Source organism: Bacillus altitudinis (assembly GCF_001191605.1).
Lineage (GTDB): Bacteria > Bacillota > Bacilli > Bacillales > Bacillaceae > Bacillus > Bacillus altitudinis.
Genome location: NZ_CP009108.1, coordinates 3,620,570 through 3,643,889, shown reverse-complemented (window position 1 = coordinate 3,643,889; position 23,320 = coordinate 3,620,570). Strand labels below are relative to the sequence as shown.

Here is a 23,320-nt window from a genome sequence, read left to right as displayed (position 1 = left end):
AGTGCCTAGATGAAATAAGAAGCGCATTGTTTATTTATAGAACGTGTCTTTTTTTCTATACTAGAAGCATGAATGCTTTCTTGAATTTGGTAGAAATAAAGGAGCGGTTTCGTGTATAGATTGAGTTGGGTATTTGTTGGATGGTATGTAGTGGGTCTTATTTTAATGGTCTTTTTTGAAGTGCCGGCATGGCTTCAGTTTGCGAATGGTATCTTTCTTGTGCTTTACGCCTGCTGCGTCATTGAGATTGGCCGAAATATTTACGGGGCATGGAGCTTTGTGATCGTAAGAGCAGCCATTGTGGGTGTGTTGACGTTTACGGTTGAATGGGTGGGGATCACAACTGATTTTCCATTTGGGGCCTATGATTATTATCCGACGCTTGGATTTCTTGTGGCGGGAGTACCTTTGACGATCGCTTTTGCATGGGTTGGTGTGTTTTTAAATAGTCTTTTTTTATCAAGACAACAATCGAAGTGGAAACGAGCCGTCGAAACGGGTATATGGATTGTGCTGCTTGATCTCATATTAGATCCGGTAGCAGCTGAACGAAAGTTTTGGGTGTGGTATGACGGCGGAGGTTTCTTTGGTATCCCTTTTGAGAATTTTGTCAGCTGGGGTATCATTGGAGCAGGACTTTCATTTCTGTTCCCGCTCGTCTCCATTGATCAGCAGGCATTGCGCTGGAATGGGCGTATTTATCAGGCCATGGTGTTCTTCTTTGGTCTTTTAGCATTAAAGGGCGGGCTGGATGTCATTTTTTATTTAGCACTGATCATTGTCATCTTGTGTGAAGGAAGGGTTCGATTTGAAAGAAAGCGACAAAAACCGATCGTTTAGACGACTCTTTTATTTTTATCTTGAACGATATTTACTGAACAAACATTTTCGCTGTGTCATGATGAAAGGTACGGTTGATCCAAAGGAGAAACATCCTGTTCTTTATCTTGCCAATCACAGTTCATGGTGGGATGGACTGATCATTTTTCTTTTAATAGAACAAATGTCTGAGCTGGATCATGCCATGATGATGGAAGAGAAGCAGTTGAAGCAATATGCTTTTTTTCAAAAAATTGGTGCATTTCCAGTTCATAAAGAGAAGCTGAAAAGTGTCAAGCAGGCATTAATGACTGCAAAGGAGAAGATGGAGGCTGGCGGGGCTGTGTGGCTCTTCCCGCAGGGGAAAATTATGCACCAAGACACACGGCCGCTTGAACTGGAAGGCGGAGCTTCTTTTTTAGTCAGGCAATTTGAGCAGGTCGTCATCAAACCTGTGACGCTGCATTATACATTTAATCAATTTCAAAAACCGACGGTATCGGTTGAGTTTGGAGAAGATGTCCTAGTAGCTGGCGAATCACTTCGCAGTAAGGAAGTAACAAGTTTACTCGGAGACCTGCTTGAAACACAGTTAAACACACATCAAGCACAGGTTATTGCTGATCCAGATTTTTCAACAAACGAACAATTTAGGCAGGTGACAAGGACAAGCCGGTCAACTAGTGATGCGTTTGATTCCTTTAAAAAGTGGGTGAAAACATGGCGGTCTTCTTAATTGTCATCAGCGTTTTGCTGATCTGCCAATTGATGTTTACGATTTGGAATATGAAGCAATTTCCTGTACTCAAGCCGGCATCTCTTTCACCTGATGAACCCATTTCATTATCGATCCTCATTCCAGCGAGAAATGAAGAAAAACGGCTGGAAGCCTGCCTTCAGTCGATTGTTGATCAGCGTCTCCATCCGAAAGAGTTGATCGTGCTGGATGATCACTCGACAGATCAGACGAGAATGATTGCAGAGGGCTTCGCAGAGACATATCCATGGATTCGCGTGCAGTCAGGTCAAGTACTGAAACGAGGATGGCTTGGAAAATCATATGCTTGTTCCCAGCTTGCTGAGGCAGCATCGTCTGATTGGCTGTTATTTTTAGATGCAGATGTCCGCTTAAAACAAGGAGCTATTGAAGCGGTGTACAAGCAGTTATGCATACAAAAAACGGGCATGCTTTCAGGTTTCCCAGAGCAAAAAACGGGAACGCCTTTTGAGCATCTTGTCGTTCCTATGATGATGTTTACGATTGGCTGCCATCTGCCAGTGAAGTGGGTCAAAACATCTCAACATCCTGCTTTTGCCGCAGCACATGGCGGCTTTATTGCCATTGAAAAGAACTGTTATCACGAAATAGGTGGTCATGAAGCGATCAAGGATTCGCTCGTGGATGATATGGCTTTGGCTAAACGAGTGAAAGCGAAGGGCTTTCCGTTCACACTGGCAAGTATTCATTCTTTTGTCTACATGAGAATGTATGAGAGTGGACAGGAAGTATGGGAAGGATATCGGAAAAATTTGTTCCCGGGAGTGAATCGAAGCATTGCTTTGTTAAGCAGTGTCTTTTGTTTATACTCCGTCCTTTATGTAGTTCCTGTTATTTGCTTTATGATCGCACTGATTCATTTTGATGTGGTCAATCTCTGTTTAGCCCTTCTTTGCTACGGGCTTGGTGTATCCATTAAAGCGGTCATTGATATCGAAAATGGAAGAACGTCTACGATGGCCTTTTTATTGCCTGTCAGTATCATGAGCCTGATGGCCATTGGTTTTGCTTCTATGAAAATTGGGCTGAAAAAAGAAGGCTATGAATGGAAAGGAAGAAGGTACGAATGAAAAAAGTGATCATTATTGGCGGCGGACTTGGCGGGTTATCGGCTGCGATTCGCTTACAGTCAGGCGGTTTCCAGGTCACCATTTTAGAAAAAGAAGCTTCTTTAGGCGGGAAATTACAACGCCATCAAGCGTCTGGCTACTCTTTTGATTTAGGACCGAGTACCATTACAATGAAGGCGTATTTTGAGGAAGTATTTACCTCCTGTCATAGACGAATGGAGGATTATGTGACGTTTTATCCGATTTTCCCGCTTACTAAAAACGTTTTTTCAGATGGACATACGGTCGAGTTTACGCCAGATATTGAGCAAATGGAATCACAAATTGCAGTTTTTAGTCCAGAGGATGCACAGCAATACCGGGCATTTTTACAGGAATCGAAGAAGCTTTTTCAAATGGCAGAGGATCAGTTTTTAAATCGTTTATTATTGACCTGGAAGGATAAAGCGGATGTCAAGCTAATGAAAGCCCTTCTTGCTGTCAAACCTTTTACATCTGTTCAGCGCTTGCTACGTCAATATTTTCGTCATCCTCATACATTGGCGATGTTTGGCCGGTATGCGACTTACATTGGCTCTTCTCCATACGAGGCACCTGCTATTTTTAATATGATGGCTTATTTAGAAGGAGAAAAAGGCATTTATGGTATTAAGGGCGGTACGTATCGTTTAGTTGAGGCATTTGAGACACTGGCAAAGGAATTGGGTGTCCAAATTCATCTCAATGAATCAGCCAAAAAGATTCATGTAAAGAATAAGCGAATCCAAGGAGTTGAAACGGATCAGCAGTTATATGAGGCAGATCAAGTCATTGCGGGGGCAGATGCACTGACTGTTTATCGCCAATTAATTGATGAAGAAGACCGCCCGAGCTTTGGAAATCAAAAACTGGCAAACATTGAGCCATCGTTATCAGGTTTTGTTCTTTTGTTGGGCGTCCCTAAAGTCTATGAACAACTGTCTCATCACAACGTGTTTTTTCCAGAGAATTATGAACAAGAATTCAAGGATATTTTTCAGAAAAAACAGCTTCCTCATGATCCGACGCTTTACATCTGTTATTCAGGTCATTCAGAGCCAGCTTTAAGCGGAGGGCCAGGAAGAAGTAACTTGTTTGTATTGGCCAATGCGCCATATGTGACAAAAGAGCAAAATTGGGACATGCTAAAGGAGACATATGGCCAGCATATGAAAACAAAACTAAAGGAAAAGGGTCTCTTTGATCTTGACCAGCTTGTAGAATTTGAAGCGGTACAAACCCCGCTTGATTTACAGCAAAAAACGGGAGCGTATCATGGGGCCATTTATGGCATGTCGTCAAACTCATTCAAGCAGGCATTTTTTCGCATCAATAATCAATCAAAGGATATTGAAGGACTTTGGTTTGTTGGCGGCACAAGTCATCCAGGCGGCGGCACTCCGATGGTGACAAAATCAGGACAGCTCGTCGCAGAAGCCATCATCAAGCATTTGACGTAACACCGAATGAAAAGGAGAGAATTCAAGTGATTGTGGAAAAGAGAAGGTTCCCGTCGCCACATCCGCATATTCACTTATATACAGTGACATATGAGGCCGATGGACTTCGAATGAAGGGGCTGCTCGCTGAACCGGCCGGAGAAGGTCTCTATGACGGTTTTTTATATTTACGGGGCGGCATTAAAAATGTGGGAATGGTTAGACCTGGCCGAATTGTGCAATTTGCTGCGCAAGGGTTTGTCGTCTTTGCGCCCTTCTACCGAGGGAATCAAGGAGGCGAAGGGAACGAGGATTTTGCCGGAGAAGATCGGAAAGATGCATTTGCTGCATTTCAGCTGTTGAAGCATCATCAAAAGGTGAAGCAGGAGCGCATTCATATCTTTGGTTTTTCCCGCGGCGGAATTATGGGCATATGGACCGCTGTTGAAATGAAGCATGAGGCCGCTTCCTTTGTGACATGGGGAGGCGTAAGTGATATGAAGCTCACCTATGAAGAACGTGTGGATATGAGAAGAATGATGAAGCGTGTGATAGGAGGTCCTCCGCATAAGGTACCAGAAGCATATGAGGCTAGAACGCCTTTGAATCATGTGCACCAAATTGAAGCACCTGTCCTAATCATTCATGGGGAGCTGGATGAGAATGTATCCATTGAGCATGCGTATTTATTAGAAGATGCACTGCGTCAGCATGGCAAGTCTGTGGAAACATGGTATTTTCACGGATATCATCATTATTTCCCGCCACAGCATAACCGGGAGATTGTCAGACGGCTGACGACATGGATGCACAGCCGAAAAGGCGGAAATGTGGTAAAATAAACGGTAGAAAGAAATATAGAAAGTAGGGGGATTTTCATTATGGGAATGCCTGTTGAATTTAATACAATGATTGTCACAAAAGGAAAAGAGACAAGAATTGAAGAAAATGTGTTTGAGCTCATGAAGGAAGGGTACCGCATTTATCCATTAAATATTCCGCTTGAGGTGCGTAAAACGAAAGACGGAGAAAAAACAGGGACAGCACATGTTGAAAAGCTGGAGCTCACAGACAATGTCACGAAGGTGACGTACCGTCTTGTGTCATTACATTCAACGAACTAAAAAAGCTGAGGGATTCATTCCCTCAGCTTTTTCCTTTTGATTAGACGAGTGGTCCGCCTTTTGCTTCAATATCACTTGCTGCATGGCTGAATTTTTTAAAGTTCTTTTTAAATTCATTTGCAAGGAAGTGTGCTTTTTCTTTGTAAGCCTCTTGATCGTCCCATGTTTTAGCAGGCTGAAGCACTTCATCTGGCACTCCTGGAATATGAAGCGGGATGTGTAATCCGAAGATGTCGTCAGTGATCATTTCAGCGTTGTCAAGATCGCCTTCGATCGCTGCCTGCACCATTGCTCTTGTATGAGCAAGATTCATTCGTTTGCCCGTACCGTAGCCGCCGCCAGTCCAGCCTGTATTCACAAGGAATACTTTTGCGCCGTGCTCATCGATTTTTTTACCAAGCATTTCAGCATAGACATGAGCAGGAAGTGGCAAGAATGGTGAACCAAAGCAAGTAGAGAACGTTGTTTCTGGTGACGTCACGCCACGCTCAGTTCCAGCTAGTTTACTTGTGTAACCACTCAAGAAGTGGTACATGGCTTGTTCTTTCGTTAAACGGCTGATTGGAGGTAAAACGCCGAATGCATCAGCTGTTAAAAAGACGATGGCAGATGGGTGACCTGCAATACTTGGTTTCACGATGTTATCAATCATTTCGATTGGGTAAGCCGCACGTGTATTTTCAGTAAAGAATGTGTCATCATAATCTGCTTCACGTGTTTCTTCATCAAGTACTACATTTTCAAGCACTGATCCGAAGCTGATGGCTTTGTAAATTTGTGGTTCTTTTTCTTCACTTAAGTTCACGCATTTTGCATAGCATCCGCCTTCAATATTGAAGACACCTGTGTTAGACCAGCCATGCTCATCGTCTCCAATCAGCTTGCGGCTTGCACTTGCAGAAAGCGTCGTTTTTCCAGTACCTGAAAGGCCGAAAAATAAAGCAACATCGCCTTCTTGACCGACGTTAGCAGAGCAGTGCATTGATAAAATATCTTGTTCAGGAAGCAGGTAGTTCATAACAGAGAAAATGGATTTTTTCATCTCACCTGCATATTCTGTTCCACCGATCAGAATCGTCCGTTTTTCAAAAGAAACGATAATAAACGTTTCAGAGTTTGTGCCATCTGTTTCAGGATCTGCTTTAAAGTGAGGTGCAGATAAGATGGTGAAAGGTTTTTCGTTTGATGATGGTGTTGATCCATCAGGTCTGATGAATAGTTGCTTTGCAAAGAGATTGTGCCAAGCGAATTCATTTACAACTGTAATTGGCATACGGTATTTTTCGTCAGCACCGGCAAAACCATCAAAGACAAATAGTTCATCACGTTCTTTTAAGTATGACACAACCTTTGTATATAAACGATCAAATGCCTCTTTCGAGATCGGCTGATTGACTTGACCCCAATCAATTTTATGTTCAGAGTTTTCTTCTTTTACGATGAATTTATCTTTAGGCGAACGTCCAGTGTAGGCACCAGTTGTGGCGCGGACAGCACCAGTTGAAGTTAAAACGCCTTCATTACGTGCCAAAATCTTTTCAACAAGTTTCGGAACAGATAAATTTTGGTGCGTATTTTCTAATGAGAGCAATGACTGCAAATCTTCTTTTAAATCCACTGAGTTCATAAAAAAACCCTTCCTTTACCGTTGAATTTGTTTGTTTTGATTAGTATAACACATTGATAATAATAGTCTATACTATTTAAACATTTTTGTGTGTGTTTTTTCATTTCTGCTATGAAAATATGCTTTTTGGTGATGCTAATGATGAGGTGAAAAAAAGGGGAGATAATTCCTATGAACCATTGACATGACGCAAGGGTTTAAGATAAGATATCTTATTGAACGGATACTCTTATCCCGAGTTGGTGGAGGGACAGGCCCGATGAAGCCCAGCAACCGGTTTCTTATGAAAAAGGCATGAACATGCTGAGAAACCAAGGTGCTAACCTGATGCAAGGTACAAGAACACCTTGAGCGATAAGAGTGAAAGGCATGCGATCTCAGACCCTTTCCTCGCAATGAAGGAAATGGTTTTTTTATTTTTGGGATATCATATGAACAAATTGCCAATAACATCTCTAATATAAACATGTTGAAATATAAGAGGGAACGAGTTCCGTATCATATTGGAGGCCTCATCTTGGGATGATGTGGTCTTGTACAGGAGGAAATAGCCATTATGAGTCAAAATCGTCGTTTATTTACTTCAGAATCAGTGACCGAAGGACATCCAGATAAAATCTGTGATCAAATTTCAGACAGCATTTTGGATGAAATTTTAAAGAAAGATCCAAATGCACGTGTTGCCTGTGAAACTTCTGTAACAACCGGTCTCGTATTAGTAAGCGGTGAGATTACAACGTCTACTTATGTCGACATTCCAAAGACGGTGCGTGACACGATTAAGGAAATTGGCTACACACGTGCGAAATATGGTTTTGATGCGGAAACATGTGCGGTTCTTACATCAATTGATGAACAGTCTGCTGATATTGCGCAAGGTGTAGACAAAGCGCTTGAAGCACGTGAAGGAACAATGACTGAAGAAGAAATTGATGCGATCGGTGCAGGTGACCAAGGTTTGATGTTTGGTTTTGCAAACAACGAAACTGAAGAGCTTATGCCACTGCCGATTTCTCTTGCACATAAATTATCTCGCCGTTTAACAGAAGTACGCAAGAATGAAACACTTGCATACCTTCGTCCAGACGGAAAAACTCAAGTAACAGTTGAATATGATGAACAAAACAAACCAGTTCGTATTGATACGGTGGTTATTTCTACACAGCATGCACCAGAAGTGACGCTTGAACAAATTCAAAGCGACTTAAAAGAGCATGTCATCCGCCCTGTCGTTCCAAGTGAACTGATCGATGAAGAAACAAAATACTTCATCAACCCAACAGGCCGCTTTGTCATCGGTGGACCTCAAGGGGATGCTGGTTTAACTGGACGTAAAATCATCGTTGATACATATGGCGGGTATGCTCGTCACGGTGGCGGTGCTTTCTCTGGTAAGGATGCAACGAAGGTTGACCGTTCTGCAGCATATGCGGCTCGCTATGTAGCGAAAAACATCGTAGCAGCTGGTCTTGCAGATTCATGTGAAGTACAGCTTGCTTATGCAATTGGTGTTGCACAGCCTGTCTCCATTTCAATTGATACATTTGGAACAGGAAAAGCCTCTGAAGAGAAATTAATTGAAGTGGTACGTGCAAACTTTGATCTTCGTCCAGCCGGCATTATTAAAATGCTTGACTTACGTCGTCCGATCTATAAACAAACCGCTGCATATGGACATTTTGGCCGTCATGACTTGGATCTTCCATGGGAAAAAACGGATAAAGCCGACACGCTTCGCAAGGAAGCATTAGGAGAATAACAACATACAAAACCGCTTATTTTAAGCGGTTTTCCTTTTGATTAAAAAAAATTCTACAAAAAGCGTAAAAATGTGAAACAAAATTGGACAAAATACTGTCTAATTATAGGTCTACTTTTAAGAAATAACATAACGTGGAGGCAATAATATGTGTGGGTTTGTTGGTGTATTTAATCACCGTCCATTGTCCGAAACTACTGAGCAGGAAGAGTTAATTAAGCAAATGAATCGTCTCATCGTTCATCGAGGTCCGGATGATGAGGGGTACTTTCATGATGAGCATGTAGGATTTGGATTTAGACGTTTAAGTATTATAGATGTTGAACACGGAAAGCAGCCGCTTTCTTATGAAGATGAAAAATATTGGATTATTTTCAACGGAGAAATTTATAACTATGTGGAGCTGAAAGAAGAGCTTGTGAAAAAAGGCTATACGTTCAGCACAGATTCTGATACGGAAGTCCTTCTTGCCACATATCGCCACTATAAAGAAGAAGCGGCATCGAAGCTTCGCGGCATGTTTGCCTTTTTAATTTGGGATAAAGAAGCGCAGTTATTATATGGCGCAAGAGATCCTTTCGGCATTAAACCTCTCTATTTTACACAAATAGATGACCAAGTGTACTTTGCTTCTGAACGCAAAAGCTTAATGGCTGTGAATGAGAACATTTTATTTGATGAGACTGCTTTGCAGCAGTACATGTCTTTTCAGTTCGTTCCTGAGCCAAATACACTTGATCAAAAAGTGCACAAAGTTGAGCCAGGTCATCAGTTTACACTGCGTCCAGGCCAAGACATTGCATTTAAGACTTACTGGAAAGTTCAATTCAAACCTGAACAAACACAAGAGCAGAAATTAGTAGAAGAAGTACGTGATGCTATCTATGATTCTGTAAAAGTCCACATGAGAAGTGATGTGCCTGTTGGTTCATTCCTATCAGGCGGGATCGATTCTTCTTTCATCGTGTCGGTCGCAAAGGAATTTCACCCTGAACTGAAGACATTCTCTGTTGGTTTCCAGCAGGATGGATTCAGTGAAGTGGATGTAGCAAAAGAAACAGCTGATAAGCTGGGATTGCAAAACTTTAGTGCTGTGATTTCTCCTGAGGAATATATGAATGAGCTTCCGAAGATCGTCTGGCATTTAGATGATCCTTTGGCTGATCCAGCGGCGATTCCATTGTATTTCGTAGCAAAAGAAGCGAAAAAACAAGTCACAGTTGTTCTTTCAGGTGAGGGAGCAGACGAGCTGTTCGGTGGATATAATATTTATCGTGAGCCGCTATCTCTAAAGCCTTTTGAATCTGTACCATCCATGCTGAAAAAGCTTCTTCTTCGTCTGGCTCGTTTAATGCCAGAAGGAATGAAAGGGAAAAGCTTTATCGTTCGCGGCTGTACGCCATTAGAGGAACGTTATATCGGCAATGCAAAAATCTTTGAAGAGCCAGTGAAGAAAAACCTCTTAAAGCAGTATGATCCGAACATCACGTATCGTGACGTGACGAAAACATACTTCGAAGAAAGTGCAGGCTACAGTGATATTAACAAAATGCAATATGTTGATATTCATACGTGGATGCGCGGGGATATCCTGCTGAAAGCAGATAAGATGACAATGGCGAATTCTCTTGAGCTTCGTGTTCCATTCCTTGATAAGGTCGTATTTGAAGCAGCTTCTAAAATTCCAGAAGAGCTGAAAACGAAAGACGGCACAACGAAATATTTATTGCGTAAAGCAGCAGAAGGCATTGTACCAGACCATGTGTTAAACCGTAAAAAACTAGGTTTCCCTGTGCCAATTCGTCATTGGCTGAAAAATGAGATGAACGCTTGGGCGAAAGATATCATTAAAAACAGTCAAACAGATGAATACATTAACAAGGCATATGTTCTTGATTTATTAAATGATCATTGTGCTGGAAAAGCCGATCATAGCCGTAAGATTTGGACTGTCCTGATCTTTATGATCTGGCATAGCATCTATGTAGAGCGCAGCATTGATCCAGAGCAGTTGAATCACCAGCCGAAAGAAGTTATTTTTAGCTAATGAAAAAGGTTTTCAGCTTTGTGCTGAAAACCTTTTTTGTCATGATAGAAAGTGGTGGAAAAGGGTAAAATAACAAGCGGTACACAGTTATTGCTTAATATCCTGAAAAAAACATGATAAAGTGAAGATACATGTATGATGTTAACGCGATAAAAGGGAACGATAGTATTGTCCTTTTTCTACATATTCTCTGCGGATACGATCCATGTCTTGGATATCTTCATCTGTTAACTGGCGAACGACTTTGGCTGGACGGCCAAAAGCAAGTGAACCTTTTGGGATGACTTTTCCTTGCGGGACAAGGCTACCTGCACCAATAAAGGCTCCTTCGCCAATTTCCGCACCATCGAGAATGATGGATCCCATGCCAATGAGGGCATTTTTTCGAATGATAGAGCTATGTAATGTGACTTGGTGTCCAATGGTAGCACCATCTTCAATCAGAAGTGTTTTTCCAGGACTTTGATGCAGACAGGATAAGTCTTGAATGTTGACGTTTTTTCCAATTCTCACAGGAGCTACATCGCCTCTAATGACCGTTTGGAACCAAACGCTTGAATATTCTCCAATTGTGACATCACCTGTAATGGTGGCATTTTCTGCAACAAAGACCGATTCATGAATCTCAGGTGTAAACTGATGATATGGATAAATCACTTTTTCGACTTCCTTTCTTAATACAACATTTGTGAGGTGTTTACTTTGTGGACTTGGCATGCTGAAAGACCGGTTGGTACAATTGTCATTGTACATGGTGCTAGTGAATATCATGGCCGATATAAATGGCTGATCGAAATGTGGCGAAATGCAGGCTATCACGTCGTCATGGGTGACCTGCCTGGGCAAGGGACATCGACACGTGCGAGAGGCCACATTCGTTCTTTTCAAGAATACATTGATACAGTCGATGAATGGATTGAACATGCGAAGTCGTTCAGACTTCCGACATTTTTACTTGGACATAGTATGGGGGGACTGATTTCGATTGAATGGTTCAAGCAGTATACCCATACGAAGATTGATGGCCTTATTTTATCATCACCTTGTTTAGGTCTGCAATTTAAACCGAAGAAGCTGATGGATTTTGCGTCAAAAGGGCTAAATGTGCTGGCGCCGTCTTTTAAAGTCGAATCTGGGCTGTCGATTGAACTTGCCACGCGGAATCAAGATGTGATAGAGGCAGATTCGAATGATTCGCTTTATGTGACGAAGGTGTCGGTTCGCTGGTATCGAGAACTGGTGAAAAATATCGATGCGGCGATGCAGCCTATGAATGTTTTTCGGTCGATTCCACTCCTGCTCATGCAGGCAGGCGATGACAAGATTGTAGATAAAACAAGAGTGATGAAATGGTTCAATGGCATTGAATCAACCAATAAATCATACCGTGAATGGGAAGGGCTTTATCATGAAATTTTTAATGAGCCCGAGCGAGAAGAAGTATTTAAGGCGGCAAGAGCCTTTACTGATCAATATATTTGATTGTGAGCTTAAGTTGGGGGTGGATTGATTTGTCAGTACCAGAACGTCCTTTTGCACTGATGACGAAGGTGTATAAAGATATTTTTCCGCTAGTTCATCAGGAGCTAAAAAAGTGGCGGGCTTATGCAGAAATGATTGAAAACGAAGAACTGAGAACGCAGGCACTAGCGAGCATATCCAGTAAAACCTTTCACTGTGAAGGCGGGGGAATTTTATCTCTGCTTGCAGGTGAAGCGAAGGAAACGTGTATTGAATTCATTGTGGCGTACCAAACGATTAGCGATTACTTAGATAATTTGTGTGACCGCAGTACATCACTTGATCCAAAGGATTTTCATATGCTGCATCAGGCAATGAGAGATGCACTCGATATTCATGCGGAGCTTAAGCCGTATTATCAATTCCGTGATGATCAAGAGGATCATGGTTACCTGCATGCGCTAGTCAGGACGTGCCAAGATGTGCTGTCACGTCTAGCGCATTATCCGATCGTTCAGCCCTATTTACATACGCTGTGTGATTATTATAGTGATTTACAAGTACATAAGCATGTGGTTCCTCATGAGCGTGAACCTCGATTAGAGTCATGGTTCCGCCAGTATGAAAAGGATTTACCGAAGATGGAGTGGTATGAGTTTTCCGCATGTGCAGGATCAACGCTGGGCATTTTCTGTCTTGTGGCTTATGCACTGCAGCCTGATTTTACAGAGAAGCAGGCGAAGCAAATTTACGAAAGTTATTTCCCTTATATCCAAGGTCTGCACATCTTACTGGACTATTTAATCGACCAAGAAGAGGACAGGCTGGAAGGCGATTTGAATTTTTGCTCGTACTACAACTCTCATCATGAGATGATGGATAGACTACAGCATTTTATTGAAAAAGCGGATGAACAGCTGAAAGGCATTCCACACGAGAATTTTCACAAACTAATCAATAGAGGGTTACTTGCGGTCTATTTGTCTGATGAAAAAGTGACAGCCCAAAAAGAGATGAACAAGCTGGCAAAGCGGTTGATCAAATCAAGCGGGAAAACATCGTTCTTTTTCTATATCAATGGCAGAGCCTATCGAACCTATCAGAAAATGCCTTGGATGAAATCTTCATAAAGGATAAAGTAAGCTCATCAGCTTGTAGAAAATGTTTTTCTGCAAGCTTTTTTGTATTGAACTGTTTCGCTTGTATCCTCTTTTTTCATTACAATCCTCTTATTTGCTGCCGATATTATTCTTAGTGTACGAAAAATAGGAGGAAAGTATTAACCGTATCTACTCCTTATGACGTATATTTGTTGAAAAACTTAAAAAGGGGAAGGCCGAATATGTCATTTTTTAAAAAGTTTGCAGCAAGTGTAGGAATCGGTGCAGCAAAAGTGGATACAATTTTGGAGAAAGATGCGTATGAACCGGGAGAAGAAGTAAAGGGAACAGTCCATGTGAAGGGCGGAAAAGTGCCTCAAGATATCCGCTATATTGATTTAAAGTTGAAAACATGGTACACCATTGTAAAAGATGATGAAGAGCAACGAAAACACACAACCATCCATTCTGTCCGAGTGACTGAATCATTCACGATTCAGCCTGGGGAAGCTCAGCGGTTTACATTCTCATTTCACCTTCCTCTTGATACACCAATGACTGTAGGTAAAGTAGAGGTGGCTGTTGTGACAGACCTTGATATTCAAGGTGGTATTGATAAATTTGATCATGACCGCATTTTCGTAAGCGCGCACCCTTGGGTGAAACGTGTGCTTGAGGCTGTTGGAAACTTAGGCTTTCACCTTCATGAAGCAGACTGTGAAGAAGCACCTTATTTCAGGCGCCGCCTTCCCTTTGTTCAAGAGTTTGAGTTCATACCGACTTCCGACTATTATCGTCAAATGCTTGATGAGTTAGAGGTGATTTTCTTCATTGATGAAGAGGGGCTAGATCTCATTTTTGAAGTCGATCGCAGAGCAAGAGGGCTGCGTGGTTGGCTGGAAGAAATGTATAATGACGGAGAACAGCTTGTACGTGTCCGCTTTACTCAATCAGAGCTTGCAGATGCAGAAGAGCTGGAAGTAGTGCTTGAAGAAATCATTGATCAATACGCTTATTAAATAAAAAAAACTCAAATCCATTAAGAGGATTTGAGTTTTTTTTCGATGGCTACCACAAAGGGCGGATCGTTTTGAATATTCATGTATTGATAAGAGATCACCTGTACTTCTTCGTGATGGAGTGTTTTGCAATAATCAAGAAGGATGTCCTTCTCTTTTTTTCCTTCGGGATGACCGTGGTAAATCACAAGAACGATCAGACCACCAGGCTTAAGCCAATCCATGAGCTGTTTGATCGCTTCAATGGTCGTATGAGCCTGAGTCGTGACGGTTTTATCGCCTCCTGGTAAGTACCCAAGATTGAACACTGCACCAGATATGTGACCATAAGCTTCGGCTGGCAGATGCTCAGCAAGTTGTTCATGTCCGTCATGGATAAGGTGAACGTAAGGGTAGTGCTCACCAAGTCTTTTGCTTGTTTGCTCGATGGCTTCCTTCTGTACATCGAATGCGAAAACTTGTCCATCCTTCCCGACAAGGTCAGCTAAATAGCGTGTATCATGGCCATTTCCCATCGTTGCATCAATGACAATATCGCCTTTTTGGCAAGCACGTTCTAACAGCTCTTTACTAAAAGGGAGCATCCGTTTTAAAATCATTTTGCCGCTTCTTCCAATCTGACGAAGCGTTTGCCTTGGTAGCTGTTACGTCTTTCAAGCTCAGCATTTATGGCATTGAGCACTTCCCATTTATTCACACTCCACATTGGACCTACCATTAATTCAATGGGACCATCGCCTGTAATACGATGAATAATCATTTCTGGCGGCAGGATCTCCAGCTGGTCACAGACAAGCTGAACATATTCCTCTTGGCTGAGAAATTCTAGTTTGCCTTTCTCATATTGCTTCACCATCGGTGTTCCTTTTAACAGGTGAAGTAGATGAATTTTAATTCCTTGTACATCTAAATCAGCGACAGCTTTTGCTGTTTCCATCATCATATCTCGGTTTTCAAGAGGAAGACCGTTGATGATATGTGAACAGACTCGAATGCCATGTTTTCGCAGTTTTTCTACACCTTCTACGTAGCATTCATAATCATGAGCACGGTTGATGAGCATCGCTGTCCGCTCATGTACAGTTTGTAGACCAAGTTCAACCCATAGATACGTCCGTTCGTTTAACTCAGCTAAATATTCCACCACGTCATCTGGCAGACAATCAGGTCTTGTGGCAATCGATAAACCAACCACTCCATCCAGATTCATAACGGTTTCGTATTTTTCTTTTAAAACAGGCAGCGGCGCATGTGTATTTGTGTAAGCTTGGAAATACGCCATGTATTTTCCGTCTTTCCATTTTGTATGCATCCGGTCCTTGATTTCATTAAATTGAGTGATGAGATCATCCGCCCGGTTCCCTGCAAAATCACCAGATCCTGCTGCGCTGCAAAATGTGCAGCCTCCATGTGCGACAGTACCATCACGGTTTGGACAATCAAAGCCGCCGTCTAATGCGACTTTAAATACTTTATGACCAAAGTGCTCACGCAAATGATAATTCCATGTGTGATAACGTTTTTCGCTGTTTGAATATAAAAAAGGGTTATGCTGATCCAAGTCAGTAACCTCCTTGCATAATAATAGGCATCCTTAAAGTTTAACAAAAATCACGAAAGAGGACAATTGAATCTGTCCAACATTTTCTTTAGTGAAAAAGCTTTACGTGGGCAAAATAGGCGAGAACGATGATGAAATGGAGGAATGGCAAGATGGCAACAAGAAAATCAATCGATGAATTTGTCCAAAAAAGCACTGAGACTCTCGAGTTTGCAAGCGAACAGTTTGATTTGAGCTCTCGCCAAGAACATTATAACGAGGAAGAATTTTCAAAAGCACAGCTCATGCTAGAGGACGCAGTGAATGAATTAGAAAAGTTAAAAGATGTCGCCAATGATCAGCAAAGAGAACGTTTAGACAGAACGCGTGTACAAATTCAAAGTCTGCAAAACCAAATGATTTTGGGTATTTCATACGATAACGAATGATGAACAGATCCTTCTTTTAAGGGTCTGTTTTTATTTTTTCCAAAGTCCCTTGACTTTTCAATCAAGTGTCTATATTGTATTAAGTGTACTACATCAACTAATACACTATAGACACTTAAACGTGAAGAAAGGTGTTTAACCATGAAAAAAGAAAAAAAACCAATCAATTTAAAGTGGATGGTGCTGGCTGTTGCGTTAGCATGTACATTTTTTTTCGTTCTCGTTTTCATTGGTTTTGAAGTTCAAAAAGATTTTATTCCAAATTCGGTCCCTTTAATGCAAGGACATGATCAAGCGATAGGACTGCAAAAGCATGAATGAGAAAAGAGGGAGCCATCATGATTCAAATAGATCCAAGAAGCGCTGCACCAATATATGAACAAATCATTGAGCAGTTAAAAATTTTGTGCTTAAAAGGCGTGATGAAACCAGGTGACAAACTGCCCTCTGTGAGAGAGCTTGCCACCATTATTATTGCGAATCCAAACACCGTCAGCAAAGCGTATAAAGAGCTTGAACGGGAAGGAATTATTGAAACATTAAGAGGCCGTGGAACGTATGTGACAGAAGGTGCACAGTTAAAGCTGAATGAAGGGAAGGTGTTAGAGATGAAGGAGCAATTAAGGCAACTCATTATTGAAGCTCATTATGCCGGTATTGATATTCATCAACTCAAAGAGTGGCTGGAGGAGATCGGCTCAAGTCTAAAAGGAGGAAAACAAGTTGATTGAGGTCAGAAATGTATCAAAGAAATTAAATGGACGCGAAGTACTCAGCAACGTTTCCTTCAAGATTGGAGAAGGAGAGATCTTTGGTCTGCTTGGCCGGAATGGCTCTGGTAAAACAACACTTCTTCGCTTGATTCAGCAAATTCTTCTTCCAGATGAAGGAGAGATTTATTTTAAAGATGTACTCGTAAAAGACCACCCGTTAGTGAAGCAAAATATTGTGTATATGCCAGTCGTAAATCCCTACTTTGACCGGTACAATTATGGACAGCTTGTGAAGCTGTTAAAACAACTGTATCCAAAGTTTGACGTGACATATGCCAATGAGCTTGTGAACCGGTATGAGATTCCGGAAAAAGTGAAATACCGTGAATTGTCGACAGGTTTAAAGAAACAGCTGTCTCTCATTTTAAGTTTTGCCATCAAACCAGCAGTCATTTTGTTAGATGAGCCGACAGACGGGATTGATGCAGTCACAAGAAATGACGTTCTTCAGCTGATGATTGACGAGGTGGCAGAACGACAAACAACGATTTTAATTACATCTCACCGTTTAGAGGATATTGAGCGTATGTGTAACCGAATCGGGTTTTTGGAAGGAAATCAGCTCACAAGTGTTATGGATTTAGACGAATTAAAGAATGACTACGTTAAAATCCAGATGGCATTTGAAGAGGATATGAACTTAAGTATTAGAAAAAAAGGCGTTGCCATTTTAGATCAAGCAGGTGTGTTCTATACAGCACTTGTACTCAAAACAGATGAAGAAGCAAAAGAGTATTTGAAATCACTTGAACCAAAAGTTTGGCATGAACTGCCTGTAAATTTAGAAGAAGTATTCATTGCGAAGTTTGGAGGGAAACGCAGATGGTAAAGCGGCAATTGTTATATAAGGAATGGAAGCAGTCTGAGCTGACATTCATTTTAGTGATGCTTGTTGCGGTCTTTGCGACGCCATTATCCCTCTTAATGGATTACTCAACCTTTCAAGATTGTTTGGAAAACCGAGACTGTCTAATGGATACAACAACATTCACTTATATTTTTAAGACGGACGCATTTCTCTCACTTTCATGGGTCATGGGAATATTTTTTGCTGTGATTCAGCTAGGATTTGAAAGAAATAAAGGGCAGATGGACTTTACCGTATCCTTGCCGTTTAGTAGAAGTTCCATCTTTCACACAAAGTTTTTCTTAGGTGCTGGAATTATTGCAAGTGTTCATGCTGTTTCATACCTTCTCATTTATTTATTAAAATTAGGTCTTGGTCCAATAGAGACACCTGGATTTAACAGTCTTTATGTCTCTGCACTGTTGTCAGCCTTGATGATCTATAGTTTGTTTTTTGCAGCAGGTGCTTTAACAGGGAGTGCTATTTCTCAAGCAATCGTTGGATTTAGTACAGCTATTTTACCTTACTTAGTGATTGGTTTACCAATCCTTCATTTAGATTTTATCTTTAAAACAAGCGGGATGTGGCTGGATAAAATCTTTAATTTCTTGATCACGCCCATTTCCCCAATTAATTATATTACAGCTACCAGTTTTTATCAGGAATATCCGCTTTGGTTCAATGGTGAAGAATACATCGTTCCAATTGTCATGATGTTGCTATTTTACCTTATTGGCTTGTTTAGCTTTATTAAACATCCAATTGAACGAAATGGCCGATTCTTCCTTTATTCAATAATGGATCGCCCAATTCAAATTATGGTGATCGTGTTTGGCGTCTTAGGGTTTGGCTGGGTTGGTTTCTCCTCAGATTCCTTAATTGGATATTTTGTTGGCATGTTCATCGGTGGAGCTGTAGGTGCACTGACGAGTTATTTCTTAATCTATCGAAAAAGATAAACAGAGAGCAGGGGAGTAGAGATGATTCAAATTCAATCGTTAGATCATGTGTTTAAAATTGGGAAAAAGGGCAGGGAGAACGAAATTCCTGTGCTCAAAGACATTGACTTGTCTATTAATAGAGGCGATATTGCATGTATCGTCGGACGAAGCGGTTCGGGGAAGTCGACTTTACTGAATCTAATATCGGGATATATTACGCCAACAAGCGGACAAATTATCGTTGATGGCACCAATGTGACTGGCTTTAATGAGAAAGAATGGGCAGACTTTCGGTTAGATCATTTTGGCTTTATCTTTCAAAGCTTTCAATTGATCGGGAGTTTAACAACATATGAGAACGTTGAACTTCCGCTCACTTTAAAAGGTGTGAAGCCGTCTGAGCGAAAAGTGAAAGTAAAGGAAATGCTGAAACGAGTTGGTCTTGAACATCACGCAGGACATTATCCTAATGAACTATCAGGTGGACAGCAGCAGCGTGTGAGTATTGCAAGAGCCTTGATCCTTAATCCGTCTATTATTTTAGCGGATGAACCAACAGGCAGTCTGGATTCAGAAACTGAAGGAGAAATTCTAGCCTTTATCCAGCAGCTTAATCGTGAAAAAGGAATTACATTTGTCATCATTACACATGACGATGAAGTCGCTTCAATCGCAGACACAACGTTCCAGCTTCATGATGGTGTATTAAAGAAAGGGGATCAGTCCATTGAAATTTAGAGATCAGGTCAAATTCATCAGAAGAAATATGAAGAAAAATAGATTGCGTGTGTTTATGACCATACTTGCAACGACAATGGCATGCTCTTTCTTAATCGTTCTAGCGTCAGTTGGTTTTGGTCTGCAAAAATCGGCTCAAGATGAAATCATGAAACAACAAATTATCACAGAAATTAAAGTGTTAGGCAAAGAAAAAGGTGACGTCAAGGTTGACGATTTAAAGAAATATGATCATGCGAAATCTGTCGTTGCAAGAACGTCAATCATTCCATCGGTTCACGTTGAGCTCGATAATCGTTCAAGTGATACGCAGGCTGTACTGACAGATATGAAAGAAGAAAAAGAGGCAGGCCTTGAACTAGACCGTGGAAAAGTCCCAACATCGGCGAATGAAATTGTAGTAGGGTATCATATGGCAGAACAACTTTGGACGGAAAAAGAACGAAAAGACTATGAAAAAGAAATGAATCAGACATCAAATGGTGAAGATACACCGGAAGAGCCAAAAGGCTATACGAAGGAAATTTTAAATAAAGTCATTCAAATCAAGGTGCCAAAACTGAATGAAGAAAATGAAGTGGTGAAAGAAAAGACGTTCGATTTCCGTGTCGTCGGTGTATTGAAGAAACCGAATTTGGAGTGGCAGCAGGATCATAAAATTCTTATTCCGAATGCTTATGAAAAAGAATTTAGTCAAGTGCTCGATTTGTCTCCTGATGCAGGAAATGTCGAAAAAATGACGTCTGTCTATGCTGATAAGTTCGACAATGTCGGTGCGCTCACAGATAAGCTGACAGATGACGGCTATCAAGTCATCTCTGTGACGAATCAGCTTGAAGGAATGGATATGTTCTTTACAGTCTTTAAAATTGGACTCATGTTTGTTGGATGTATTGCGGTCATTATTTCGGCGATCGGCATTTTCAATACGATGACAATGGCCGTAACAGAGCGGACACAAGAGATTGGGATCATGAAAGCCATCGGTGCGAATCCTTCCATTATTAAGCGAATGTTCCTCATGGAAAGTGCGTATATTGGGGTGATTGGATCGATCATCGGGATCATCATCTCGTACATCGTTAGTTTTGCAGTGAATTTAATCATTCCAGCGATTTTGTCTTCCATGTCTGAAGGGGGATCCAGTGATCAATTCTCGATCACCTTCTCCTATATTCCGCTAAGCCTTGTGGTCACAGCAACAGTGATTAGTGCAGGAGTTGCCATTATTTCTGGACTCAACCCAGCACGTAAGGCGACAAAAACGAATGTATTAACAGCATTAAGAAGAGAAATTTAAAGAAGAACCTCCTGTACCTATAGTGGGCTGACAGGAGGTTTTTTTATCGTCATAAGATGTCTATTGCTTTGGTGCCCGGTACCCTGCACGCTCAGCTTCTTCTACGGAGCAGAACATTTTGGTCACGTTTTTTGTCCGTGAGTAGTATCTGCTGCTCGGTGTGTGATATATGCCGTTGACACTTCCTTTAATATTACAGGCGGCGGATTCTTTTTTTGTTTCTTTTTGTGACTCATGACCGCCAGTATTGGCCCCATCATCTTTAGGAGCAGATCGCTGGGCCGATGATGTGGTGTCTTTGTTAACTTTCTGGTTTTCTTTTTTGAGTGTTTCGTTTGTAGAGGTTAGCTTGTCTATTTTCTCTTCAAGCTCATGGATGGTTTTTTCTTGCTGTTTGACTGTCTTCTTTTCGGAGGTGATGTTTTCTAATTTCTTGGATAGCTTTTCTTTTTCTTTGGTCACGTCTTCTAAAGAGGCCGTCAGCGTTTCTTTGTCTTCCTTTAGACGAGAAATGTCAGATGCTAATTGTTTTTGCTCTTTCAGCAGCTGTTCAGAAGATGGATCTGCTTGTGCTTTCGGAGCACCTGTGCCGGCAAACGGTAATGACATAATAGAAAAAACAAGACCAATGGTCAAAAAAGGATAGAAGAGTTTTTTTGAAAAGATTGGTTGATTTTGGTGTTTAAGTAATAAGAAATTAACGGCATATCCTATGGCGAAACAAATCCATAAAAGACCTATGATGAGTAACATCATCGTCTAGCAGCCCCCCTAAATCGCTATTTACACCTATCATACCTCATTTTTCCATTTTGGGGAGCGGTTCAATTAAAAAAACCCTGTTTAAACAGGGTTTTCAGCTAATGGCAATCCTTTGATTGCTTCTTTTACTGTTAAATAAGTGATCGTATTCTGGAAGTCTGTATCTAAGTCTTTCATTTTCATCGCAAGCTGTGGTTTGATCCCAGTGATGATGAGTTCAGTTCCAGTTAAGTTCAGCAGGTGATGCAGTTTGAAAATTCGCGCTGCAACGGAATCATCGACATCAATTAAACCAGAAAGATCGACAATTAAATAATCATCCTTTGAATCTTCTAATATACAAGTTAACTTCGCGACGATGGCATCAAAGCGTTCTTCTGATAATTTTCCGATGAGTGGAAGAGCGGAAACACCATTTTTGATTGGGACAATTGGCGTCGACAGAGAGGTGACTTCCTGTAAGGAATCTTCTAGGAGTTGTTCATATTCTTTCTGCTTTGTAATGTCCTTTTGAAAGCCAATAAAAAATGTTTTGTCATCTTGTTCAATGTATAGAGGATCTATATTGAGTTCATTCCAAAAAAAAGTACCGTCTTTTTTATAATTTTTGAGCTGTGTGGTAATAGGTGTTTTGTGTTGAATTCCGTGACGTATTAAGTCAAGTTGCTCTTGATTTGTGTCTTTTCCTTGGAGGAATCGACAATTACGTCCAAGAATCTCATCTGGTTTGTATCCAGTCATTTGTGTAAAGCCATGATTCACATAAACAATAGGGTTATCCTCTAAAGAAGGGTCTGTAATGACAACACCAATCCGCGCATGATCCAGCGCTTTTTTTATGAGTTCAAGCTGTTTTTGCAAGCCGAAGATGTTCGAGCTGACCATATTACCCTCCTTTGCTGCTACTATCAGACATTTAAGATGGTTTTTTTAAAACCAAATGAATTCTTTTTAAACGTAACATAACATATGTTCTGTTTCAATGATTGCAATCGTTTTGTTAAATTTGTCATCATAGTTTGTCCTCCATTAGAATAGAGTAAGTAAGGAGACTTTTCATTAGAAAAAGAAGGGATCATTTGAGGAAAATTCATAAAATGACAAAAATAGTTAATATGGATTAGGTAAAAATGATTCCAATGCATCAAGATTGTTTTTGGGTCATTCACATATAATGGAAGAAACAAGCTTTTTTTCTTCGTTAGAGAGAATAGACCTTTTACATGGATTATGACGGAACAGCAGAATGGCATTACAGGGGGCTGGACAGCCTGAAGTCGCTTTACTATTCTAAGGGCTTTAGGAAGGTGATGAAAATGCTGCAACAAGTCATTATTGCTTGCGCCATTGGAGGGGTCATGGGCATTCTCGGTCACGTAAAGAAAAAAGGCAGGCTAGAGAAGCCCAGAATGACAAAGAAGTTTATTTATCTAGGGTTTATTGAAGATTGGCTCGTTGGGATGATTGCTGCTACACTGCTTGTCTTATCCTCAAATCCCGAATCTAGTCTGCACTTGATCATCTTATCCATTATTTCAGGTTACGGAGGAGAAGCAGTTCTGCGAAGCTTCGATTTTGTGAGAGAAGAACGTTCACAGGATGCAGGCTCCAACCGTCATAACCGATCTCCACACGAATAATATCCTCACTTTACCCTAGTCTAGGGTACATTCCCATTGTATACAAACCTGCTTGCACTTATGATCATA

At 41.1% G+C, this 23,320-nt stretch carries 25 protein-coding genes and 1 riboswitch; of the genes, 19 read left to right on the top strand and 6 right to left on the bottom strand.

Annotated elements, in window-relative coordinates; genetic code table 11:
* The first annotated feature begins 111 nt into the window (after positions 1 to 111).
* Genes ID12_RS18365 through ID12_RS18340 form a run of 6 tightly spaced genes read left to right on the top strand, consistent with a single transcriptional unit; the run spans position 112 to position 5,248 of the window.
* A complete protein-coding gene (locus ID12_RS18365) occupies positions 112 to 840 on the top strand; it encodes a carotenoid biosynthesis protein (RefSeq protein ID WP_017358367.1) in 729 nt (242 codons plus the stop codon).
* The gene (locus ID12_RS18360; RefSeq protein ID WP_035702126.1) at positions 809 to 1,555 is read left to right on the top strand and encodes a lysophospholipid acyltransferase family protein; all 747 of its coding nucleotides are present in this window, start codon (positions 809 to 811) and stop codon (positions 1,553 to 1,555) included. Before ID12_RS18365 ends, ID12_RS18360 begins: the two co-directional genes overlap by 32 nt.
* Positions 1,540 to 2,667 carry a glycosyltransferase family 2 protein gene (locus ID12_RS18355; RefSeq protein WP_050827610.1) on the top strand — a complete coding sequence of 376 codons (1,128 nt, stop codon included), beginning with the start codon at positions 1,540 to 1,542 and terminating at the stop codon, positions 2,665 to 2,667. Before ID12_RS18360 ends, ID12_RS18355 begins: the two co-directional genes overlap by 16 nt.
* Positions 2,664 to 4,145: a phytoene desaturase family protein gene (locus ID12_RS18350; protein ID WP_050827608.1), complete on the top strand. Its 1,482-nt coding sequence runs from the start codon at positions 2,664 to 2,666 to the stop codon at positions 4,143 to 4,145. Before ID12_RS18355 ends, ID12_RS18350 begins: the two co-directional genes overlap by 4 nt.
* A gap of 26 nt (positions 4,146 to 4,171) precedes the next feature.
* Positions 4,172 to 4,966 carry an alpha/beta hydrolase family protein gene (locus ID12_RS18345; RefSeq protein WP_017367901.1) on the top strand — a complete coding sequence of 265 codons (795 nt, stop codon included), beginning with the start codon at positions 4,172 to 4,174 and terminating at the stop codon, positions 4,964 to 4,966.
* 39 nt (positions 4,967 to 5,005) lie between these two features.
* The gene (locus ID12_RS18340; protein ID WP_003217584.1) at positions 5,006 to 5,248 is read left to right on the top strand and encodes a DUF2584 domain-containing protein; all 243 of its coding nucleotides are present in this window, start codon (positions 5,006 to 5,008) and stop codon (positions 5,246 to 5,248) included.
* 40 nt (positions 5,249 to 5,288) lie between these two features.
* Here the strand turns inward: ID12_RS18340 and pckA are convergent, their stop codons facing one another.
* Positions 5,289 to 6,875: a phosphoenolpyruvate carboxykinase (ATP) gene (pckA, locus tag ID12_RS18335; protein WP_019743681.1), complete on the bottom strand. Its 1,587-nt coding sequence runs from the start codon at positions 6,873 to 6,875 to the stop codon at positions 5,289 to 5,291.
* A 226-nt stretch (positions 6,876 to 7,101) separates the two neighbouring features.
* A riboswitch (SAM riboswitch) is annotated at positions 7,102 to 7,236 on the top strand.
* Between the two features lie 195 nt (positions 7,237 to 7,431).
* Here pckA and metK point away from each other — a divergent pair.
* Together metK and asnB are read left to right on the top strand one after the other, a co-directional pair.
* Positions 7,432 to 8,634 (top strand): methionine adenosyltransferase, encoded by a 1,203-nt coding sequence (metK, locus tag ID12_RS18330; RefSeq protein ID WP_008342973.1) that lies wholly within the window; start codon positions 7,432 to 7,434, stop codon positions 8,632 to 8,634.
* 148 nt (positions 8,635 to 8,782) lie between these two features.
* Positions 8,783 to 10,681: an asparagine synthase (glutamine-hydrolyzing) gene (asnB, locus tag ID12_RS18325; RefSeq protein ID WP_017358361.1), complete on the top strand. Its 1,899-nt coding sequence runs from the start codon at positions 8,783 to 8,785 to the stop codon at positions 10,679 to 10,681.
* A gap of 141 nt (positions 10,682 to 10,822) precedes the next feature.
* Here the strand turns inward: asnB and ID12_RS18320 are convergent, their stop codons facing one another.
* Positions 10,823 to 11,338, bottom strand: a complete 516-nt coding sequence (locus ID12_RS18320) for a gamma carbonic anhydrase (protein WP_008342977.1) — start codon at positions 11,336 to 11,338, stop codon at positions 10,823 to 10,825.
* A gap of 45 nt (positions 11,339 to 11,383) precedes the next feature.
* Between ID12_RS18320 and ID12_RS18315 the strand changes: the two genes are divergently transcribed.
* The 3 genes from ID12_RS18315 to ID12_RS18305 all read left to right on the top strand — a co-directional run bounded on the left by ID12_RS18315 (position 11,384) and on the right by ID12_RS18305 (position 14,261).
* A complete protein-coding gene (locus ID12_RS18315) occupies positions 11,384 to 12,163 on the top strand; it encodes an alpha/beta hydrolase (protein WP_050827606.1) in 780 nt (259 codons plus the stop codon).
* Between the two features lie 29 nt (positions 12,164 to 12,192).
* A complete protein-coding gene (locus ID12_RS18310) occupies positions 12,193 to 13,272 on the top strand; it encodes a tetraprenyl-beta-curcumene synthase family protein (protein ID WP_050827604.1) in 1,080 nt (359 codons plus the stop codon).
* Between the two features lie 212 nt (positions 13,273 to 13,484).
* Positions 13,485 to 14,261 carry a sporulation protein gene (locus ID12_RS18305; RefSeq protein WP_050827603.1) on the top strand — a complete coding sequence of 259 codons (777 nt, stop codon included), beginning with the start codon at positions 13,485 to 13,487 and terminating at the stop codon, positions 14,259 to 14,261.
* 20 nt (positions 14,262 to 14,281) lie between these two features.
* On the opposite strand, the gene mnmM is transcribed toward ID12_RS18305, so the two are convergent.
* Together mnmM and mnmL are read right to left on the bottom strand one after the other, a co-directional pair.
* Complete coding sequence (gene mnmM, locus ID12_RS18300) at positions 14,282 to 14,860, bottom strand: tRNA 5-(aminomethyl)-2-thiouridylate-methyltransferase MnmM (RefSeq protein ID WP_035391055.1); 579 nt, start codon at positions 14,858 to 14,860, stop codon at positions 14,282 to 14,284.
* Positions 14,857 to 15,822 carry a tRNA modification radical SAM protein MnmL/YtqA gene (mnmL, locus tag ID12_RS18295; RefSeq protein ID WP_017358356.1) on the bottom strand — a complete coding sequence of 322 codons (966 nt, stop codon included), beginning with the start codon at positions 15,820 to 15,822 and terminating at the stop codon, positions 14,857 to 14,859. The genes mnmM and mnmL overlap by 4 nt, the downstream gene beginning before the upstream one ends.
* A 152-nt stretch (positions 15,823 to 15,974) precedes the next feature.
* Here mnmL and ID12_RS18290 point away from each other — a divergent pair, with 152 nt between their 5' ends.
* From ID12_RS18290 to ID12_RS18260, 7 genes are all read left to right on the top strand, one after another.
* Complete coding sequence (locus tag ID12_RS18290) at positions 15,975 to 16,250, top strand: YtzC family protein (protein WP_008361717.1); 276 nt, start codon at positions 15,975 to 15,977, stop codon at positions 16,248 to 16,250.
* 141 nt (positions 16,251 to 16,391) lie between these two features.
* On the top strand, positions 16,392 to 16,571 hold the full coding sequence (locus ID12_RS18285) for a hypothetical protein (RefSeq protein ID WP_008342991.1): 180 nt from the start codon (positions 16,392 to 16,394) through the stop codon (positions 16,569 to 16,571).
* Between the two features lie 17 nt (positions 16,572 to 16,588).
* A complete protein-coding gene (locus ID12_RS18280; protein ID WP_019743690.1) occupies positions 16,589 to 16,981 on the top strand; it encodes a GntR family transcriptional regulator in 393 nt (130 codons plus the stop codon).
* Entirely contained in the window at positions 16,974 to 17,852 is an 879-nt protein-coding gene (locus tag ID12_RS18275; RefSeq protein WP_007501894.1) for an ATP-binding cassette domain-containing protein, read from the top strand. Before ID12_RS18280 ends, ID12_RS18275 begins: the two co-directional genes overlap by 8 nt.
* Positions 17,846 to 18,829, top strand: a complete 984-nt coding sequence (locus ID12_RS18270; protein ID WP_050827601.1) for an ABC transporter ATP-binding protein — start codon at positions 17,846 to 17,848, stop codon at positions 18,827 to 18,829. The genes ID12_RS18275 and ID12_RS18270 overlap by 7 nt, the downstream gene beginning before the upstream one ends.
* 21 nt (positions 18,830 to 18,850) lie before the next feature.
* Positions 18,851 to 19,549, top strand: a complete 699-nt coding sequence (locus ID12_RS18265) for an ABC transporter ATP-binding protein (protein ID WP_019743693.1) — start codon at positions 18,851 to 18,853, stop codon at positions 19,547 to 19,549.
* Positions 19,539 to 20,849, top strand: coding sequence for an ABC transporter permease (locus tag ID12_RS18260; RefSeq protein WP_050827600.1), 1,311 nt, complete (start codon positions 19,539 to 19,541; stop codon positions 20,847 to 20,849). The genes ID12_RS18265 and ID12_RS18260 overlap by 11 nt, the downstream gene beginning before the upstream one ends.
* Positions 20,850 to 20,909: 60 nt before the next feature.
* Here ID12_RS18260 and ID12_RS18255 read toward each other — a convergent pair whose 3' ends face one another.
* On the bottom strand, positions 20,910 to 21,605 hold the full coding sequence (locus tag ID12_RS18255) for a sunset domain-containing protein (RefSeq protein ID WP_050827598.1): 696 nt from the start codon (positions 21,603 to 21,605) through the stop codon (positions 20,910 to 20,912).
* A gap of 87 nt (positions 21,606 to 21,692) precedes the next feature.
* Complete coding sequence (gene ytvA, locus ID12_RS18250; protein WP_050827596.1) at positions 21,693 to 22,496, bottom strand: YtvA family blue-light photoreceptor; 804 nt, start codon at positions 22,494 to 22,496, stop codon at positions 21,693 to 21,695.
* A gap of 425 nt (positions 22,497 to 22,921) precedes the next feature.
* Between ytvA and ID12_RS18245 the strand changes: the two genes are divergently transcribed.
* The gene (locus ID12_RS18245) at positions 22,922 to 23,251 is read left to right on the top strand and encodes a DUF4257 domain-containing protein (RefSeq protein WP_008343006.1); all 330 of its coding nucleotides are present in this window, start codon (positions 22,922 to 22,924) and stop codon (positions 23,249 to 23,251) included.
* The last annotated feature ends 69 nt before the right edge of the window (positions 23,252 to 23,320 follow it).